Below are 18,194 nucleotides of genomic sequence, written 5' to 3'. Positions count from 1 at the left end.
CGTTCTACCTCAGCTTCAGGGTGGCAAGGCCGATCAGCACCAGAATCACGGTGATGATCCAGAAACGGACGATCACACGCGGCTCGGGCCAGCCCTTGAGTTCAAAGTGGTGGTGAATCGGCGCCATGCGGAATACGCGGCGGCCGGTCAATTTAAAGGAAGCAACCTGAATGACGACTGACAGGGTCTCCATCACGAACACGCCGCCCATGATGAACAGGACGATTTCCTGGCGAACGATCACCGCGATGGTGCCCAGGGCCGCGCCCAGCGCCAGCGCGCCGACATCGCCCATGAAGACTTGCGCCGGGTAGGTGTTGAACCACAAAAAGCCCAGGCCGGCACCGATCAGTGCACCGCAGAACACGATCAGCTCGCCCGCCCCCGGCACATAAGGGATCAGCAGGTATTCGGCGAATTTCACGTTACCCGACAGGTAGCAGAAGATCCCCAGCGCGCCACCGACCATGACCGTCGGCATGATCGCCAGGCCGTCGAGGCCGTCGGTGAGGTTGACCGCGTTACTCGACCCAACGATGACCAGGTAGGTCAGCACGATGAAACCGGCGCCCAGCGGAATGCTGTAGTCCTTGAGCATCGGCAGGATCAGGGTGGTTTCCACCGGCGAGGCGGCGGTCGTGTAAAGGAAGATCGCCGCGCCGAGGCCGAACACCGACTGCCAGAAATATTTCCAGCGGCTCGGCAGCCCCCGGGAGTTCTTCTCGATCACCTTGCGGTAATCGTCGACCCAGCCGATGGCACCGAAAAGCAAAGTCACCAACAGCACGACCCAGACGTAGCGGTTCGCCAGGTCGGCCCAGAGCAAGGTACTGATGCCGATGGACGACAGGATCAACGCGCCACCCATGGTCGGGGTGCCGGATTTGGACAGGTGCGATTGCGGACCGTCGTTACGGACCGACTGGCCGATCTGCAGGTTCTGCAGGGTGCGGATCATCCACGGGCCCAGGAACAGCGACAACGACAACGCGGTCAGCACACCCAGGATCCCGCGCAGGGTCAGGTACTGGAAGACCGCGAAGCCTTTGTGGAACTGTTGCAGGTACTCCGCTAGCAGCAGCAGCATTAATGTTTCTCCGTGGAGGCGCCGCACAGTGCCGCGACGATGTTTTCCATCGCTGCGCTGCGTGAGCCCTTGATCAATAAGGTGGTGTTCGGGTCCTGCTCGGCGCCCAGGGCCTGGATCAGTTCGGCTTGAGTGGTGAAATGCCGCGCGTGTTCGCCAAACGCGGCGACCGCATGGGCCATCATCGGACCGACCGCATACAGCGCATCGACCTTGCCGCGTGCATAGGCACCAACGTCGTGATGACCCTGTTGCGCCCATTCGCCCAGTTCACCGATATCCCCCAGCACCAGCACGGTGCGGCCGGAGAAACCGGCGAGGATGTCCACGGCCGCGCACATGGACGACGGGTTGGCGTTGTAGGTGTCGTCGATCACGCGCATGCCGTTGCTGGCCAGTTGCGCGACGGAGCGCCCCTTGACCGGCTGCACGGCGTTCAGCCCGGCGACGATGCCCGGCAGCGACACGCCCAGGGCATGGGCGGCAGCCGCCGCAGCCAGGGCGTTGGCAACGTTATGGGTGCCCAGCAGGTTCAACTGGACCCGCTCGGCGCCGTCGGGGCTGTGCAGGTTGAAGGCCGGGCAACCGCGGGCATCACGGTCCAGGTCGCTGGCGTAGAAATTCGCGGCGAGATTGCTCAGGGCAAAGGTCAGCACCTTGCGCTCGCCCGCCCGGGTCTTCCAGGTTTCGAAAGCCTTGTCGTCGAGATTCAGCACGGCGACGCCATTGGCATCCAGCCCTTCGATGATCTCGCCCTTGGCCTCGACGATTTTTTCCGGACCGCCGAACTCGCCGACGTGGGCGGTACCGGCGTTGTTGAGCACCGCCACATGAGGCTTGGTCATGGCCACGGTGTAGGCAATCTCGCCGAGCCGCGAAGCCCCCAGCTCGATGACGGCGGCGCTGTGCTCCGGCGCCAGCTCCAGCAAGGTCAGCGGCACGCCGAGGTCGTTGTTCAGGTTGCCCCGGGTCGCCAGCACCGGACCGCGGGTGCGAAGGATGCTGGCGAGCATTTCCTTGACCGTGGTCTTGCCGCTGGAGCCGGTGATGGCGGCGACCGGGTTGCCATACGCCGCACGGTTCAGTGCACCGAGCTGGCCCAGGGCCTGGCGAGTGTCGTTGACGAGCAATTGCGGCAACGTGCTGTTGCTCACTTCCCGCTCGACCAGGGCCGCGACCGCACCTTTGCCCGCGACCTCGTTCAAGTAATCGTGACCGTCGAAACGCGGCCCGGCCAGGGCGACGAACAATTGCCCCGGTGCGATCGCCCGGCTGTCGATGCTGACGCCGTCGAAGCTGGCGTCCGCGGCGATGAGGCGCGCATTCAGGGCATTGGTCAGTTCGCTGAGTTTCAGGGCCTTAAGCATGGGCCACCTCCCACGCCGTCAGGGCGTGATCGGCTTCCACCAGATCGGAGAACGCATGGCGTTCGCCGTTGATTTCCTGATAGTCCTCGTGGCCCTTGCCTGCCAGGACGATGACATCGTCCGCCGAAGCGCTGGCGATCAATTGGGCGATGGCCTGGCCGCGACCGGCGACGAAGTTGACCTTATCCACAGCGGTAAAACCGGCGCGGATGTCGTCGAAAATTCGCAGTGGGTCTTCGCTGCGCGGGTTGTCGTCGGTGACCAGCACGCCGTCTGCCAGCCGCTCCACGACTTCGGCCATCAATGGCCGCTTGCCGCGATCACGATCGCCACCGCAGCCGAACAGGCACAGCAACTTGCCCTTGGCGTGAGGACGCAGGGCCGTGAGGACTTTTTCCAACGCGTCAGGGGTATGGGCGTAATCGACCACCACCAACGGTTGGGCCCCACCGCCAAGGCGCTGCATGCGCCCGGCTGGCCCTTCGAGCTTTGGCAGCACCTTGAGAATTTCGTCCAGCGCATAGTCCAGGCCGAGCAAGGCGCCAATGGCCGCCAATACGTTGCTCAGGTTGAAGCGGCCGAGCAAGGTGCTGCGCAAATGGTGCTCGCCCTGGGGCGTGACCAGCGTGGCGCGCACGCCTTCGTCATTGAACTGCGCCTGACGTATATAAAGGTAGGCGCTGGTATCTTCCAGGCTATAGGTGATCAACCGGGACTCGCGCTTGTCGGCGGCCAGTTGCCGACCGAACTCGTCATCGAGGTTGATGACCCGGCATTTCAAGTCATTCCAGGCAAACAGCTTGGCCTTGGCTTCGCCGTAGGCCTGCATGGTGCCGTGGTAATCCAGGTGGTCCCGGGACAGGTTGGTCAACACCGCCACATCGAATGCCAGCGCCGTCACTCGGCCCTGGTCCAGGCCATGGGACGAGACTTCCATCGCAACGGCCTTGGCACCGGCCTTCTTCAGGTCCGCCAGGGTCGCTTGCACGGCAATCGGGTTCGGCGTGGTGTGCAGGCCGCTTTCCAGCGCGCCATGAAAACCGTTGCCCAAGGTGCCGACAATGCCGCAATGCTGGCCGAGCAGGTCCAACGCCTGGGCCACCAGTTGGGTCACGCTGGTCTTGCCGTTGGTACCCGTCACGCCCACCAGGTTCAGGTGACGGCTCGGGTCGCCATAAAAACGCCCGGCGATGTCCGACAGCTGCGCCGCCAGGCCCTTGACCGGAATCAATGGCACGTCAGTGATGGGCAGCACGGTGGCGCCTTGCACTTCATAAGCCACGGCAGCCGCGCCACGCTTCAAGGCGTCGGCGATATGGTCACGGCCATCGACACGGGCGCCCGGCACCGCCAGGAACAAGTCCCCGGCACGTACATTGCGGCTGTCCAGGGCCAATTCACGAATCAGCAGATCGTGACCGGCGTGGGCAAAAATCTTGTTCAGGCTCAGGGACATCAGCCACGCCCTCCTTCGGCTTTCAAGGGAACGACCGGTGCGGTATTGGCCTGCTGGGTCGGCGGCAGGTTATCCGGGGTAATGTTCATCAGCCGCAGGGTGCCGGACATCACTTTGCTGAACACCGGCGCCGAGACCAGGCCACCGAAATAACCCGCCTTGCTCGGTTCGTCGATGACCACGACGATGGCGTAGCGCGGGTCGCTCATCGGGCCGAAGCCGGCAAACAGCGAACGGTAGGAATTCTCGGCGTAGCCTTTGGTGCCCACGGAGGTTTTACGGGCCGTACCCGATTTGCCTGCCACGTGGTACGCCGGCACCTGGGCGCGATAGACACCACGCGGCGCCTCGATTACCTGCTGCAGCATGCCCTGCATAGTCTTGGCGACATTTTCCGGGATCACCTGGGTGGTCTGCGGCGCCTTGTCGGTCTTGATCAGGGTCAGCGGTGCCATGCGCCCGTTGTTCGCCAGGGCGGAAAACGCATGGACCAACTGGATCGCGGTCACGGAAACACCGTAGCCGTAGGACAACGTGGCGGTTTCAGCCTTGCGCCAGTCACGGTAGTTCGGCAGATTGCCGACACGCTCGCCCGGGAAGCCCAGGCCGGTGTCCTGGCCGAGGCCGATTTTCTGGGCCAGGCGATAGATCGTTTCGCCGCCGATATCGAAGGCGATCTTGCTCATGCCGACGTTACTGGAGTTGATCAGGATGCCGGTCAGGTCGAGCACCGGACCTTCGGTCTTGGACACGTCGCGGATGGTGTACTTGCCGATCTGCAGGGTGCCCGGGTACACCTCGACGGTGTCGCTCGGCTTCCAGCGCCCGGTTTCCAGGGCGGCGGCCATGGACACGGCCTTCATGGTCGAACCCGGCTCGAACACGTCGATCATCGCGCGGTTGCGCATCATCGCCGGCTGCAGGTTGCGACGGTTATTCGGGTTGTAGGTCGGCTGGTTGACCATCGCCAGGATCTCGCCGGTCTTCACGTCCATGATCACCAAGCTGCCAGCCTTGGCACCGTTCTCGACGATGGCATTGCGCAGCTCGCGGTTGGCCAGGTATTGCAGGCGCAGGTCAATGGACAACGCCAAGGGCTTGCCGGCCTTGGCGTTTTTGGTGACTTGGACATCCTTGATCAGCCGGCCGCGCCGGTCCTTGATGACCTGTCGCTTGCCGGCGACCCCGGCGAGCCATTCGTCATAGGCCAGTTCGACACCTTCCCGCCCTCGGTCATCGATGTCGGTAAACCCGACCATGTGGGCCGTGACCTCACCGGCCGGGTAGAAACGCCGGAACTCTTCGATGCCGTAGACACCGGGTACTTTCAAGTCGAGCACGCTCTGGCCCTGCTCGGGCGTCAAGCCGCGCACCAGATAAATGAATTCCTTGTTGGCCTGGGCTTCGAGGCGCTCGGCCAGGGCCTTGGGGTCCTGCCCGAGAGCGGCGGCCAAGGCCGGCCATTTTTCCTTGGCCAACTGCATTTCCTTGGCGTTGGCCCACAAGGTGGTCACCGGGGTACTCACGGCCAGGGGTTCGCCATTGCGGTCGGTGATCAGGCCACGGTGAGCCGGGATCGGAATATGCCGCACACTGCGGGCATCGCCCTGCCCCTTGAGGAAGTCACGGTCGACGACCTGCAGGTCGATGATGCGCCACGAAATCGCCGCCACCATGATCCCGAGCAAGCCCAGGACCAGACGAAACCGCCACGGGAACAGCGCCCCTTCGAGTTTCATCATGGCGCCACCATCTGCACTTCGGCGGCGCCGGGAATGCGCATTTTCAACTGTTCGGTGGCCAGGACTTCGATACGGCTGTGGGCGGTCCAGGTACTCTGTTCCAGGATCAACCGCCCCCACTCGGCCTGCGCCTTGTCGCGCACGCTGAGTTCGTTATAAAGGGTATTGAGCAACTGCCGGTTCCAGTGCGCGCTATAGGACACGGCGATGGCCGACACGAGCACGCCGATGAACAGCAGCAGCATGAAAAAGCTGCCGCCGGGCAGGGGCTTGGCGAAGAGCTTGCTCACCGCAACTTCTCCGCGACGCGCATGACGGCGCTACGGGCGCGTGGGTTGGCCTTGAGTTCGGCTTCGGAAGCGAACTGCGCTTTGCCATGGATCTTGATTTTCGGCACGAAGGCTTCGAAACGCACCGGCAGGTTGCGCGGCAGGTTATCGGCTTCACCCTTGGTGAGCTTGCGCATGAACAGCTTGACGATGCGGTCTTCCAGGGAATGGAAGCTGATTACCACCAGACGACCGCCGATCTCCAGCGCCTCAAGTGCCGCTTCGAGACCCACTTGCAGATCGCCCAGTTCGTTATTGACGTGGATGCGCAAGCCCTGGAAAGCCCGGGTCGCCGGGTTCTTGCCCTTTTCCCAGGCCGGGTTGGCCACTTTCAACACCTCGGCCAGGTCGCCGGTGCGCTCGAAAGGCTTGATGTCGCGGCGCTCGACCACGGCGCGGGCCATGCGGCCGGAGAAACGCTCTTCACCGTACTCCTTGAAGACACGGGCGATTTCTTCCACCGGGGCGGTGTTGACGAATTCGGCGGCGCTGATCCCGCGGGACGGATCCATGCGCATGTCCAGCGGGCCGTCATTGAGGAAACTGAAGCCGCGCTCCGGGTCGTCCAATTGTGGCGACGACACGCCCAGGTCGAGCAGCACGCCACTGACCTTGCCGGCCAGGCCACGCTCGGCGACTTCCGCGCCCAGCTCGGCAAAGCTGCGCTGCACAACGACAAAGCGGCCGTCTTCGGCCGCCAGCGTTTGCCCGGTGGCAATCGCTTGAGGATCCTTGTCGAACCCCAGCAACCGGCCGTCCGGACCGAGCTGGCTGAGAATCAACCGGCTGTGTCCGCCACGCCCGAACGTGCCATCCAGATAGCAGCCATCAGCACGTACGGCGAGCGCCTCGACGGCTTCGTCAAGCAGTACGGTGATGTGGTTAAAGCCGCTATCAATAGTCACAGGATCAAATCACGCAGTTCGTCAGGCATGGCGCCCGGTTGTTGAATAGCAGCGAGGTCAGCGGCAGAAACCGCATTCCAGGCATCTTCGTCCCACAGTTGGAACTTGTTCAGTTGGCCCACCAGCATCGCGCGCTTATCCAGCTTGGCGTACTCGCGCAGGCGCGGTGGCACCAGGAAACGACCACTGCCATCGAGCTCGAGGTCGACGGCATTACCGATCAGCAAGCGTTGCAGACGGCGGTTTTCTTCACGCAGCGAAGGCAGTGCGCGCAGTTTGGTTTCGATGATTTCCCACTCATCCAGAGGGTAAACACACAAACATGGGTCAACGGCATCGATCGTGACGATTAATTGCCCCGAACTTCGCGAAACGAGCTCGTCACGATACCGGCTGGGCATGGCAAGCCGGCCTTTTGCATCGAGACTGATAGCGTTAGCTCCGCGAAACACGTCAGCGTTTCTCCACTTTTTGGCGTTTTACCTTCAAAAAAACCCACTTCATGCCACTTTCCGCCACTTGCGCACACTATAGGAATGCGCCCACCGCACCGTCAAGGCGCGTAATGAAGGAAAAGCCTTATAGATCGGAGATTTAGGAGCGTTTCAGGAGGGGTAACAAGAATCTGACGTAGGAAAATTCGCCCCAACCTGAAGCAGCACAGGGGACTGCGCGCACAAGTTAAAGTGATTTGTTAAGAGTAAGATTTTTTTGGTCTTAGGAACTGCGTCTGCCAGTGATTCCGGCAGGAAGGGAAAAGGTGGAGAGTCGATCTGTAAGCCGGGTTCTGTCTTGAACAGTCATTCGTCTACGATGGCCATCACTGGACATCTTTAGCAACCTACCCGGTCCCAGCGCGGGCCACGCCTTGGGACCCTATTTGGTCTTGCTCCAAGTGGGGTTTACCTAGCCACGAACTGTTGCCAGCCGTGCGGTGCGCTCTTACCGCACCTTTTCACCCTTACCGGCGCCGAAACGCTTAGGCGGTTATTTTCTGTGGCACTTTCCGTAGGCTCACGCCTCCCAGGCATTACCTGGCACTTCGCCCTATGGAGCCCGGACTTTCCTCCCCCCCCTAATTCTCATAGAGGGCAGCGACTGTCCGATCGACTCTCCGCCGCGAAGGTTAACGGTAGAGCGCTTGAAGAACAAGCGCTAAAAGCCCCGGGCCAGCACCTTGTCCCGGTTTCACTGGTCTTTCTGTTTTTCCAGTGCGACCTGATACAGCACATTCTTGCGCTCGCCAGTGATCTGCGCCGCAAGGGCCGCGGCGCGCTTGAGGGGCATTTCCTCGAGCAGCAGGTTCAGGACGCGCATCGCCTCGCCGCTGACGGCATCCTCGCTTTGCGGCGGCGTCCAGCCCGACACCAGCACGACGCACTCGCCGCGTTGCTGGTTGCTGTCGTTTTCCACAAAGGCGCGCAACTCGGTCAACGGCAGCCCCTTGAGGGTTTCAAAGGTCTTGGTCAACTCCCGGGCCAGCAGTGCCTGGCGTTCGGCACCGAACACCAGCTCCATGTCCTGCAGGCACTCCAGAATGCGGTGCGGCGCCTCATAGAAGATCAGCGTGCGCGGCTCTTCCTTTATAGCTTCCAGGCGCGCCCGCCGCCCCACCGCCTTGGCCGGCAGGAAACCTTCGAAGATGAAACGGTCCGACGGCAGGCCTGCCGCCGACAGCGCCGCGATCAACGCGCAAGCCCCCGGCACCGGTACCACACTGATACCCGCCGCCCGGGCCTGGCGCACCAGATGATAGCCGGGGTCGGAAATCAACGGCGTACCCGCATCGGAAATCAGCGCGATGTTATCGCCAGCCAGCAGCCGGGTAATGAAACGACTGCCTTCGTCCCGCTCATTGTGTTCATGACAGGCCGCCAACGGTGTGGAGATGCCGAAATGTTGCAGCAGGCGCTGGGAGTGACGCGTATCTTCAGCCGCGATCAGCGCGACCTCCTGCAGGATTTTCAGCGCCCGGGCACTGATATCGTCCAGGTTGCCGATGGGCGTCGCCACCACATAAAGCGAGCCGGCAGCGGAATTCAAAGCACCTGGAGCAGTCAAAACGCGCACCTCATGATCGTAAAAACCGCCATTGTAGCGTGTGACGGCCATCTCAGCTGTTCACCACAGAGGCAATACCCTGTCTTTTGTGGCGCGCCGCACTCTTTGAAATACCTAAATTGATCGATTCACGCCAGTAACATCGCGCCCCGGCCAGTGCTTGGGTACAATTCGACGCTAATTTGATCTCGTATCAGGAACACTTACATGATCGCTTGCCTGCGGCTGCTCTCCGCCCTCTGCCTCGCTGCCCTCCTGGCGGCCTGCGCCAGCTCGCCCTCGTCCAGCCTTGGCGAACTTCCACGGACCCCGGATGCCAGTATCGAGCAGTTGCTCGAACAGGCCACCCAAAGCAAAACCCCGGAAAAAGCCGCCCTGCTACGCCTGAGCGCCGCAGACCTGGCCTACCGCCAGGGCAATGCCGGCCAGTCCGCACAGATCCTGCAACAAGTGCCAATGGAACAACTCAAGCCCGGCCAGCAGATTTTCGCCAGCACGCTGTCGGCGGAACTGGCGATGACCCGCAACCAGCCCAAGGCGGCGCTCACCGCCCTGAACCACCCAAGCCTGCAACACCTGAGCGAAATGCCAGTGGAGCAGCAGGTCCGCACCGGTACCGTCCGCGCCCGCGCCCTCGAAGCCGACGGCCAGACCCTGGCCGCCGCCAAGGAGCGCATCTTCATCGCCCCCTTGCTGAAGGACGACGCCGCGGCGAAAAACCACGAAGCCATCTGGTCGCTGATCGCCTCACTGCCCACCGACCAGTTGCAGCCCGCCTCCAACGACGACCTCGGCGGCTGGTTGAGCCTGGCCCAGGCCGTCAAGACCGCCGGCACCCTGGAACAGCAGCAGGCGGCCATCGACCACTGGCGCGAACAGAACCCGAAGCACCCCGCCGCCCTGCAACTGCCGACGCCCCTGGTCAAGCTCAAGGAACTGGCCAGCCAGCCACTGAGCAAGATCGCCCTGCTGCTGCCACAAAGCGGCCAGCTGGCAGCGGTTGCCAAGGCCTTGCGCGAGGGTTTCATGGCCGCGCACTACCAGGCCCAGCAGGCCGGGCAAACGCCGCCAAGCATCCAGTTCTATGACAGCGCCAGCCTGACCTCCATGGACGAGTTCTATCGCAAGGCCCAGGCCGACGGCGTGCAACTGGTCATCGGCCCGCTGGAAAAACCCCTGGTCAAGCAGATCAGCACCCGCCCGCAATTGCCAATCACTACCCTGGCGCTGAACTACAGCGAAGGCGAGCAAGGGCCACCGCAACTGTTCCAGTTCGGCCTGGCACCCGAGGATGAAGCTCGCGAAGTGTCCCGTCGCGCCCGCGCCGATGGCCTGCACCGCGCCGCCGCCATGGTACCGAAGGGCGAATGGGGCGATCGCGTACTGAAAGCCTTCAGCCAGGACTGGCAGGCCAACGGCGGCACCATCGTCGCGATCGAACGGGTCGACCAGCCGGTCCAACTGGCCCAGCAGATCGCCGACATGTTCCAGTTGCGCCAGAGCGAAGGTCGCGCCAAGAGCCTGCAAAGCACCGTTGGCACCACGGTCGCGGCGCAGCCGTCCCGTCGCCAGGACATCGAGTTCATCTTCCTGGCCTCGACACCGCAGCAGGCCCAGCAGATCAAGCCAACCCTGAACTTCCAATACGCCGGCGACGTGCCGGTCTACGCGACGTCTTCGGTGTTCAGCGCCAGCGGCGACCAGAACCAGTACAACGACATGAGCGGCATCCGCTTCTGCGAAACCCCGTGGCTGCTCGACGCCAATGACCCGCTGCGCAAGCAGGTCACCGCGCAGTGGCCACAGGCGGGCGGCAGCCTGGGTCGGTTGTACGCGATGGGCGCGGATGCCTATCGCCTGGCACCGCGCCTGGGCCAACTCAAGACGCTGCCGGACAGCCGCATCGAAGGTTTGTCGGGCAGCCTGGCCGTGTCGCCCACCCAGCGCGTACAGCGTCAACTGCCATGGGCCGAGTTCGTCAACGGCCAGGTGCAGCGCCTGCCGGACACCCAGCGCTGATGCCTGACCGATCACGCCAGCAAAGCGGACGGGATGCCGAGGGCCAGGCCCTCGCGCATCTCCAGCAACACGGCCTGCGGCTGGTGGCGCAGAACTGGTTGTGCAAACGCGGCGAGCTTGATCTGGTCATGCTTGACGGCGATACAGTAGTATTCGTCGAAGTCCGCTACAGAAAAAATACCCAATGGGGTGGCGCGCTCGACAGCATTGACGAGCGCAAGCGCCAGAAGCTGGTGTTCGCCGCGCAGTATTTCCTGCAACGCGAATCTCGCTGGGCCGATTACCCCTGCCGCTTCGACGTGGTTGCCATCGACAGCAACGCCGCCCAGTTGAACTGGCTGCAGAACGCCTTCGACAGTTGAGCGCCCATGCCGAGCCGGACACCTTCACCTAACTTTTTTGCTCTTTGCTTTGCGCGCCGCACATGTTTGTGCCTATAAGCCGCGCTACTTAAGGTCACACAGATGGACATGCAATCGCGAATTCGCCAGCTTTTTCAGGCCAGTATCGACACCAAGCAACAGGCGATGGACGTACTTGCACCGCACATCGAGCAAGCCAGCCAAGTGATGGTCAACGCCTTGCTCAACGAGGGCAAAATGCTTTCGTGCGGCAATGGCGGCTCGGCCGGCGACGCCCAGCATTTCTCGTCGGAGCTGCTCAACCGCTTCGAGCGCGAACGCCCGAGCCTGCCGGCGATCGCCCTGACCACCGACAGCTCGACGATCACCTCGATCGCCAACGACTACAGCTACAACGAAGTCTTCTCCAAACAGATCCGCGCCCTGGGCCAACCCGGCGATGTGCTGCTGGCGATTTCCACCAGCGGCAACTCGGCCAATATTATTCAAGCGATCCAGGCCGCACATGATCGCGAAATGATTGTCGTAGCATTGACCGGTCGTGACGGCGGTGGCATGGCATCACTGCTATTGCCCGAAGACGTCGAGATCCGCGTACCGGCCAATGTCACCGCACGTATCCAGGAAGTCCACCTGCTGGCGATCCACTGCCTCTGCGACTTGATCGACAGCCAACTGTTCGGGAGTGAAGAATGACCCCTAATCGCCTAGGCCTTCTGGCCTTGACCCTGTGCCTCGGCATCAGCGGCTGCACATCGGTGGTTAACGCCAGCCGGGAAAAGCCGATTGAAGACGACCGTGGCACCCGCACCTTCGGCAGCAAGATCGACGACTCCCTGATTGAAACCAAGGTCGGCGTGAACATTGCCAAGGCAGACCCGGACCTGGACAACAACTCGCACATCGTCGTCACCAGCTTCAACGGTGTCGTACTGCTGGCCGGCCAGACCCCACGTGCCGACCTCAAGGCCAAGGCCGAGCAGGAAGCCAGCGCCGTACAGCGGGTCAAGACCGTGCATAACGAACTGCAGGTCCTGCAACCCTCCTCGCTGCTGGCGCGCCAGAACGATGCGTGGCTGACCACCAAGATCAAGACCCAGATGCTCACCGACGCCAGCATTCCTGGCTCGCGTATCAAGGTTGTGACCGAGAATGGCATCGTCTATCTGTTGGGCCTGCTGACCAAGCAGGAAGCCGCCCAGGCGACCAACCTGGTGCAGGGGGTTTCCGGGGTGCAGAAAATCGTCAAGTTGTTTGAATATATTGACTGAGGTGACTCGCGGCTCTTGAGGCTGCATGTGGCTGGAAAAAACGGCGCTCATCCATACAGGGGGAGCGCCGTTTTTTTTGTTTGGTCGGGAACGCCCAGATCAAGATCAAAAGCAAAAGCGAGGCGGCCTTATAGCCGACCCGTCTCTCTGGCTGCCCCCCAATCAACTGTGGGAGCGAGCTTGCTCGCGATTGCGGTGTATCAGCCAACATCGATGCTGCTGACCTGACGCCATCGCGAGCAAGCTCGCTCCCACAATGGGATCGGGTACAGCCGGAGGAGACAGGTCGGCTATAAGGCCGCCTCGCTTTTGCTTTGCTTTTGCTTTTGCTTTTGATCTGGGCGCCCCATTAACCACGCCGGAGTGAGGGAACACCGAGCCTAGGCGAGGTGCCTAGTGGTGGGGCAAGGCGCTTTTGGTTACTTTTGGCTCCCCTTCAAAAGTGACCCGCCGTAAGGGCGGAACCGCCAGCGGCCGTAACCGCAGAAACGGATATACACACCAATCCCCCAGTGAATACAGCCAAAAAAATGCCCGCATCTCACGACACGGGCATTTCCTTGGTGGACGGCGAACAGCGAACGACACGCAGATCAACTATCCGTTACTTCACCACCTTAAGACTAGGCCGACCACTAGGCCGCGGCGGCTCGTCATCCGGCGGTGGCAGGTCATCATCCGGCTCGAACTCTTCTTCACCGTCCAACGGCGCTTCCAGCTCAAACACCATGCCCTGGCCATTCTCCCGGGCATAAATCCCCAGAATCGCAGCAACAGGCACGTACAGGGTGTGTGGCACACCACCGAAGCGCCCTTCAAAACTGACGGCATCATTATCCATGTGCAGGTGACGCACAGCGGCTGGCGACACGTTCAGGACAATCTGCCCATCATTGGCAAAACCCTGCGGCACCTGCACCGATGGAAACTCGGCATTGACGAGCATGTGCGGGGTGCAATCATTGTCCACAATCCACTCGTAGAGCGCGCGGACCAGATAAGGTCGACTGGAGTTCATAGCGGCTCCCTAAGCCTTAGCGCATGTCGCGTTCGACACCAGACAGACTCGCCTGGAATGCCTCACGCGCAAATTGGCGCTCCATATAATCAAGCAGCGGCTTGGCAGGCCGCGGCAGTTCGATACCCAGAATCGGCAAACGCCAGAGTATGGGCAATAGGCAGCAATCCACCAGACTTTGTTCCTCACTGAGGAAAAACGGCTTGTCGACGAACAGCGGCGATACGCCCGTCAGGCTTTCACGCAATTCCTTGCGCGCCACGACCCGCGCCGGCTCCTTGGTCCGGGAATCCAGGATCAGATCCACCAACCCGCACCAGTCACGCTGGATGCGATGGATCAGCAAACGGCTGTTGGCACGCGCGACAGGATAAACCGGCAGCAAGGGTGGATGCGGATAACGCTCATCCAGGTATTCCATCACCACGGTCGACTCCCACAACGCCAGGTCACGATCGACCAATGTGGGCAGGCTGCCGTAAGGGTTCACTTCGATCAGCTTCGGCGGCTGACGACCCGCTTCGACGTAAATGATCTCGGCGCTGACACCCTTCTCTGCCAGTACGATGCGTACCCGGTGGGAATAGTGGTCGGCGGGGTCGGAGTAACAGGCCAACCGATTGGTCACGCCCATGGCGATCCTCCTCGCTTGTTGAAATTATCGAAAAACGGAAAAACGAGCGCGCCCAGAGGGCGTCTCCCGTAACACCTGGCGGGCCAGGCTCGTTACATGTCTAGAGACGCCCTTGGGCGCGCACGATTCACAGCAATGGCTTACAGCTTTATCAATGCACGTCTTTCCAGTATTCACGCTTGAGCAGGTAAGCGAATACGAAGAAGAACGCCAGGTACAGCAATACATAGGTACCGATGCGCTGATGCTCCAGCTTCACCGGGTTGGCCGAGTAGGCCAGGAAGGTCACCAGGTTCTTGACCTTCTCATCGAACTGCTCCGGGGTCAGGCTGCCGGTGTTCGGCAATACGGTCAGCTGGTCGCAGGCTTCATGGGTCAAAGCGGAGCCAGTCAGCGGATCGAATTGCTTTTTGCCGTCTTCAACGATCTGAACCTGTTTGCAGCCTACCACCTGGCGCCCCTGGAGGCCGACCAGAACGTTAGGCATGCCGACGTTCGGGAAGACCTTGTTGTTCACGCCCCAAGGACGTGCAGGGTCTTCGTAGAACGAACGCAGGTAACCGTAAAGCCAGTCGGTGCCACGCACGCGGGCCACCAGGGTCAGGTCCGGCGGCGCGGCGCCGAACCAGGTCTTGGCGTCCGCAGGCTGCATGCCGATGGTCATGTGATCGCCCAGTTTGGCACCGGTGAACACAAGCTTCTCGAGCATCAGCTCATGGGGGATGCCCAGGTCATCGGCAACGCGCTCATAGCGCTGGAACTTGGCACTGTGGCAACCCATGCAGTAGTTGGCGAACGTACGTGCGCCGTCCTGCATGGCCGCTTTGTCGGAAACGTCGATGTCGACTTTTTCCAGCTCCGGACCACCGTGTTCAGCCGCGAAGGACAGTACAGGCATAGCAGCAAGAATCAGTACAGCAAATAGCTTTTTCATCAGCCAGTCACCCTTTCCGGAACCGGTTTGGTCTTCTCGAGCCTGGTGTAGAACGGCATCAGAATGAAGTAGGCGAAGTACAGGAAGGTGCAAACCTGCGACAGCAGCGTGCGTCCCGGTGTCGGTGCCAGTACGCCCAGCACGCCCAGGATCACGAACGAAATGCAGAACACCACGAGCCAGATCTTGCTCAGCCAGCCTTTGTAGCGCATCGACTTGACGGGGCTGCGGTCCAGCCACGGCAGGACGAACAGCACGGCGATGGCCGCGCCCATGGCGATAACGCCCAGCAGCTTGTCCGGGATCGCCCGCAGGATCGCGTAGAACGGCGTGAAGTACCAGACCGGGGCAATGTGCTCAGGGGTCTTGAACGCGTTCGCCTGCTCGAAGTTCGGCTTCTCGAGGAAGTAACCGCCCATTTCCGGGAAGAAGAACACGATGGAGCAGAAGATGAACAGGAAGACCACCACGCCGACGATGTCTTTCACGGTGTAGTACGGGTGGAAGGCGATGCCATCCAGCGGTACGCCGTTCTCGTCCTTGTGTTTCTTGATGTCCACGCCGTCCGGGTTGTTCGAGCCGACTTCGTGCAGCGCGAGGATGTGCAGCACCACCAGGCCGAGGATCACGATCGGCAGGGCGACCACGTGCAGGGCGAAGAAGCGGTTCAGGGTGATGCCCGAGATCAGGTAGTCACCACGAATCCACTGGGTCAGGTCGTCACCGATGACCGGGATCGCACCGAACAGCGAGATGATCACCTGGGCGCCCCAGTAGGACATCTGGCCCCACGGCAGCAGGTAGCCCATGAAGGCCTCGGCCATCAGCGCCAGGTAGATCAGCATGCCGAAGACCCACACCAGTTCACGCGGCTTCTGGTACGAACCGTAGAGCAAGCCACGGAACATGTGCAGGTAGACCACGATGAAGAACGCCGAAGCGCCGGTGGAGTGCAGCAGACGCAGGATCGAGCCGTACTCGACGTCGCGCATGATGTATTCGACGGAGGCAAACGCTTCTTCCGCCGACGGGGTGTAGCTCATGGTCAGCCAGACACCGGTGACGATCTGGTTGACCAGAACGAGCAGCGCCAGGGAGCCAAAGAAGTAGAAGAAGTTGAAGTTCTTCGGAGCGTAGTACTTGCTGAGATGGTCTTCCCACATTTTGGTCGCGGGAAAGCGCGCATCAACCCAATCCATTAGTTTGCTCATCACGCTTTCTCCGTATCGACGCCAACGACAATGATGTCATCGGTCTCATAGGAATGCGGGGGAACTGGCAGGTTCAGAGGTGCAGGCTGCGACTTGTAGACGCGACCGGCCAGGTCGTAGTGGGAGCCGTGGCAAGGGCAGAAATAACCACCGACCCAGTCCTTGCCCAGGTCGGCAGGCGCCACTTCAGGACGGAACGTTGGCGAGCAACCCAGGTGCGTACAGATCCCGATCAGCAGCAGGACCTCTGGCTTGATCGAACGCGTCTGCGGGTCGACATAGGTCGGTTGCGTAGAGTTCTTGGAGGACGGGTCGGACAACTGACCCTCGATCTTTTTCAGATTCCCCAGGATTTCCTCTGTACGGCGGACGATGAACACCGGCTGGCCGCGCCACTCAGCAATCATCTGCTGGCCTGGCTCGATCTTGCTGACATTCACTTTCACCGGTGCACCTGCGGCTTTCGCCTTGGCGCTGGGAAACCATGACCCCACGAACGGGACCGCAGCCCCCACCGCTCCTGCAGCACCCACCACGGATGTGGCTGCTACCAGGAAGCGACGCCGGCCTGCATTCACGCCGTCATTGCTCATTCAGTCCTCTCCCATCAGCTTTGTGGCCTGTTAGATCAGGCGTCTACTAAGTAAAAATCTGAACTTATAAAAATTTTGCCGAATGGTAATGAAAAGCCCCAATTCTGACAAGGTAATTACCAAGCGGCCAAACCGCCAAGCCTTGTAGTATAGGGGCTCTACGAATGTGGCAAGTTGTCACAGAGCAATTCTTTTGCCCATAAAAAAACGCCCAGCTCCGTGAGGAACTGGGCGCCTTTTGAAAGCGGAAGCGAAATTAACGCTTCGAGTACTGCGGACGCTTACGCGCTTTACGCAGACCGACTTTCTTACGTTCAACTTCGCGAGCATCGCGAGTTACGAAGCCGGCTTTGCGCAGAGCACCACGCAGAGTCTCGTCGTAATCCATCAGGGCGCGAGTGATGCCGTGGCGGATTGCGCCAGCTTGACCACTTACACCACCACCGATAACAGTGACGTAGATGTCGAATTTTTCGACGGTCTCGGTCAGTTCCAGCGGCTGACGAACTACCATGCGGGCAGTTTCGCGGCCGAAGAAGTTATCCAGGGAGCGGTTGTTGATGGAGATGTTACCAGTGCCCGGACGCAGGAAAACGCGTGCGGTTGCAGTCTTGCGACGGCCAGTGCCGTAATTTTGAGTCGCCGACATAATGAACTATTCCGTTAAAACTTCAGTTCTTGGGGCTGCTGAGCAGTATGAGGGTGAGCAGCGCCCGCATAAACCTTCAGCTTACGATACATGTCGCGACCCAGTGGGTTCTTAGGCAGCATGCCTTTAACCGCGGTCTCGATCACGCGCTCAGGGGCTTTGGCGATCAGCTTTTCAAAGTTGATCGACTTGATGCCACCAGGAAAACCGGAGTGGGAGTAGTACATTTTGTCAGTGGTTTTAGCGCCAGTAACACGTACTTGCTCAGCGTTGATCACGACGATGTAGTCACCGGTGTCAACGTGAGGGGTGTACTCAGGCTTGTGCTTGCCACGCAGACGGCTCGCGATTTCGGTGGCCAGACGACCCAGGGTCTGACCAGCAGCGTCGACGACAAACCAGTCGCGCTTTACTGTTTCCGGTTTAGCAGTAAAAGTTTTCATTCTTTATAGCCTCAGGGGCCGCCCTGTAAATTAGACGGCGGATCTTACTGAATAGTGCGTACTTTGACAAGTCAAAGGCAGCCGGATACAGACGCTTTCGGGGGCTCGGGTCG

General features: G+C 60.9%; 19 protein-coding genes and 1 other RNA gene. 4 read left to right on the top strand and 16 right to left on the bottom strand.

The features are described 5' to 3' along the window. Positions 1 to 4: 4 nt before the first annotated feature. The 9 genes from mraY to rsmI form a co-directional block, all read right to left on the bottom strand. A complete protein-coding gene (gene mraY / locus J4E63_RS02700) occupies positions 5 to 1,087 on the bottom strand; it encodes a phospho-N-acetylmuramoyl-pentapeptide-transferase (protein WP_207281035.1) in 1,083 nt (360 codons plus the stop codon). Beyond that, the gene (gene murF / locus J4E63_RS02695) at positions 1,087 to 2,454 is read right to left on the bottom strand and encodes a UDP-N-acetylmuramoyl-tripeptide--D-alanyl-D-alanine ligase (RefSeq protein WP_207281034.1); all 1,368 of its coding nucleotides are present in this window, start codon (positions 2,452 to 2,454) and stop codon (positions 1,087 to 1,089) included. Before murF ends, mraY begins: the two co-directional genes overlap by 1 nt. Beyond that, a complete protein-coding gene (locus tag J4E63_RS02690) occupies positions 2,447 to 3,910 on the bottom strand; it encodes a UDP-N-acetylmuramoyl-L-alanyl-D-glutamate--2,6-diaminopimelate ligase (protein ID WP_060740753.1) in 1,464 nt (487 codons plus the stop codon). The genes murF and J4E63_RS02690 overlap by 8 nt, the downstream gene beginning before the upstream one ends. Further along, positions 3,910 to 5,649 carry a penicillin-binding protein 2 gene (locus J4E63_RS02685; RefSeq protein ID WP_170842280.1) on the bottom strand — a complete coding sequence of 580 codons (1,740 nt, stop codon included), beginning with the start codon at positions 5,647 to 5,649 and terminating at the stop codon, positions 3,910 to 3,912. Before J4E63_RS02685 ends, J4E63_RS02690 begins: the two co-directional genes overlap by 1 nt. After that, the gene (gene ftsL / locus J4E63_RS02680; protein ID WP_003178214.1) at positions 5,649 to 5,942 is read right to left on the bottom strand and encodes a cell division protein FtsL; all 294 of its coding nucleotides are present in this window, start codon (positions 5,940 to 5,942) and stop codon (positions 5,649 to 5,651) included. The genes J4E63_RS02685 and ftsL overlap by 1 nt, the downstream gene beginning before the upstream one ends. Continuing rightward, on the bottom strand, positions 5,939 to 6,886 hold the full coding sequence (gene rsmH, locus J4E63_RS02675; protein ID WP_404943322.1) for a 16S rRNA (cytosine(1402)-N(4))-methyltransferase RsmH: 948 nt from the start codon (positions 6,884 to 6,886) through the stop codon (positions 5,939 to 5,941). Before rsmH ends, ftsL begins: the two co-directional genes overlap by 4 nt. Continuing rightward, positions 6,883 to 7,338: a division/cell wall cluster transcriptional repressor MraZ gene (mraZ, locus tag J4E63_RS02670; RefSeq protein WP_003205355.1), complete on the bottom strand. Its 456-nt coding sequence runs from the start codon at positions 7,336 to 7,338 to the stop codon at positions 6,883 to 6,885. Before mraZ ends, rsmH begins: the two co-directional genes overlap by 4 nt. 308 nt (positions 7,339 to 7,646) lie before the next feature. Then, an RNA gene (rnpB, locus tag J4E63_RS02665) (RNase P RNA component class A) lies at positions 7,647 to 8,000 on the bottom strand. Between the two features lie 74 nt (positions 8,001 to 8,074). Beyond that, positions 8,075 to 8,947, bottom strand: coding sequence for a 16S rRNA (cytidine(1402)-2'-O)-methyltransferase (rsmI, locus tag J4E63_RS02660; RefSeq protein ID WP_207281033.1), 873 nt, complete (start codon positions 8,945 to 8,947; stop codon positions 8,075 to 8,077). 207 nt (positions 8,948 to 9,154) lie between these two features. Between rsmI and J4E63_RS02655 the strand changes: the two genes are divergently transcribed. The 4 genes from J4E63_RS02655 (at position 9,155) to J4E63_RS02640 (ending at position 12,599) form a co-directional block, all read left to right on the top strand. Continuing rightward, complete coding sequence (locus tag J4E63_RS02655; protein WP_207281032.1) at positions 9,155 to 10,966, top strand: penicillin-binding protein activator; 1,812 nt, start codon at positions 9,155 to 9,157, stop codon at positions 10,964 to 10,966. Next, positions 10,966 to 11,328 carry a YraN family protein gene (locus J4E63_RS02650; protein ID WP_060740748.1) on the top strand — a complete coding sequence of 121 codons (363 nt, stop codon included), beginning with the start codon at positions 10,966 to 10,968 and terminating at the stop codon, positions 11,326 to 11,328. The genes J4E63_RS02655 and J4E63_RS02650 overlap by 1 nt, the downstream gene beginning before the upstream one ends. 102 nt (positions 11,329 to 11,430) lie before the next feature. After that, complete coding sequence (locus J4E63_RS02645; RefSeq protein WP_007928463.1) at positions 11,431 to 12,024, top strand: phosphoheptose isomerase; 594 nt, start codon at positions 11,431 to 11,433, stop codon at positions 12,022 to 12,024. Next, positions 12,021 to 12,599, top strand: a complete 579-nt coding sequence (locus tag J4E63_RS02640) for a BON domain-containing protein (protein WP_030139689.1) — start codon at positions 12,021 to 12,023, stop codon at positions 12,597 to 12,599. The genes J4E63_RS02645 and J4E63_RS02640 overlap by 4 nt, the downstream gene beginning before the upstream one ends. 604 nt (positions 12,600 to 13,203) lie before the next feature. Here J4E63_RS02640 and J4E63_RS02635 read toward each other — a convergent pair. The 7 genes from J4E63_RS02635 to rplM form a co-directional block, all read right to left on the bottom strand. Continuing rightward, positions 13,204 to 13,617: a ClpXP protease specificity-enhancing factor gene (locus tag J4E63_RS02635; protein ID WP_053124982.1), complete on the bottom strand. Its 414-nt coding sequence runs from the start codon at positions 13,615 to 13,617 to the stop codon at positions 13,204 to 13,206. A 16-nt stretch (positions 13,618 to 13,633) separates the two neighbouring features. Continuing rightward, complete coding sequence (locus J4E63_RS02630) at positions 13,634 to 14,251, bottom strand: glutathione S-transferase N-terminal domain-containing protein (RefSeq protein WP_003178195.1); 618 nt, start codon at positions 14,249 to 14,251, stop codon at positions 13,634 to 13,636. Between the two features lie 151 nt (positions 14,252 to 14,402). Next, a complete protein-coding gene (locus J4E63_RS02625) occupies positions 14,403 to 15,185 on the bottom strand; it encodes a cytochrome c1 (protein WP_060740747.1) in 783 nt (260 codons plus the stop codon). Further along, complete coding sequence (locus J4E63_RS02620; RefSeq protein ID WP_030138561.1) at positions 15,185 to 16,396, bottom strand: cytochrome bc complex cytochrome b subunit; 1,212 nt, start codon at positions 16,394 to 16,396, stop codon at positions 15,185 to 15,187. Before J4E63_RS02620 ends, J4E63_RS02625 begins: the two co-directional genes overlap by 1 nt. After that, the gene (petA, locus tag J4E63_RS02615; RefSeq protein ID WP_060740746.1) at positions 16,396 to 16,989 is read right to left on the bottom strand and encodes a ubiquinol-cytochrome c reductase iron-sulfur subunit; all 594 of its coding nucleotides are present in this window, start codon (positions 16,987 to 16,989) and stop codon (positions 16,396 to 16,398) included. The genes J4E63_RS02620 and petA overlap by 1 nt, the downstream gene beginning before the upstream one ends. A 256-nt stretch (positions 16,990 to 17,245) precedes the next feature. Beyond that, positions 17,246 to 17,638, bottom strand: a complete 393-nt coding sequence (gene rpsI, locus J4E63_RS02610; protein WP_003205364.1) for a 30S ribosomal protein S9 — start codon at positions 17,636 to 17,638, stop codon at positions 17,246 to 17,248. Positions 17,639 to 17,652: 14 nt separating this feature from the next. Continuing rightward, positions 17,653 to 18,081 (bottom strand): 50S ribosomal protein L13, encoded by a 429-nt coding sequence (gene rplM, locus J4E63_RS02605; RefSeq protein WP_003205365.1) that lies wholly within the window; start codon positions 18,079 to 18,081, stop codon positions 17,653 to 17,655. Positions 18,082 to 18,194: the final 113 nt, after the last annotated feature.

It is taken from the genome of Pseudomonas sp. FW300-N2F2 (assembly GCF_017351655.1).
Classification (GTDB): Bacteria; Pseudomonadota; Gammaproteobacteria; order Pseudomonadales; family Pseudomonadaceae; genus Aquipseudomonas; species Aquipseudomonas fluorescens_AA.
The sequence above is the reverse complement of the archived record's forward strand: the minus strand, read 5'-3'. Positions and strand labels throughout refer to the sequence as shown.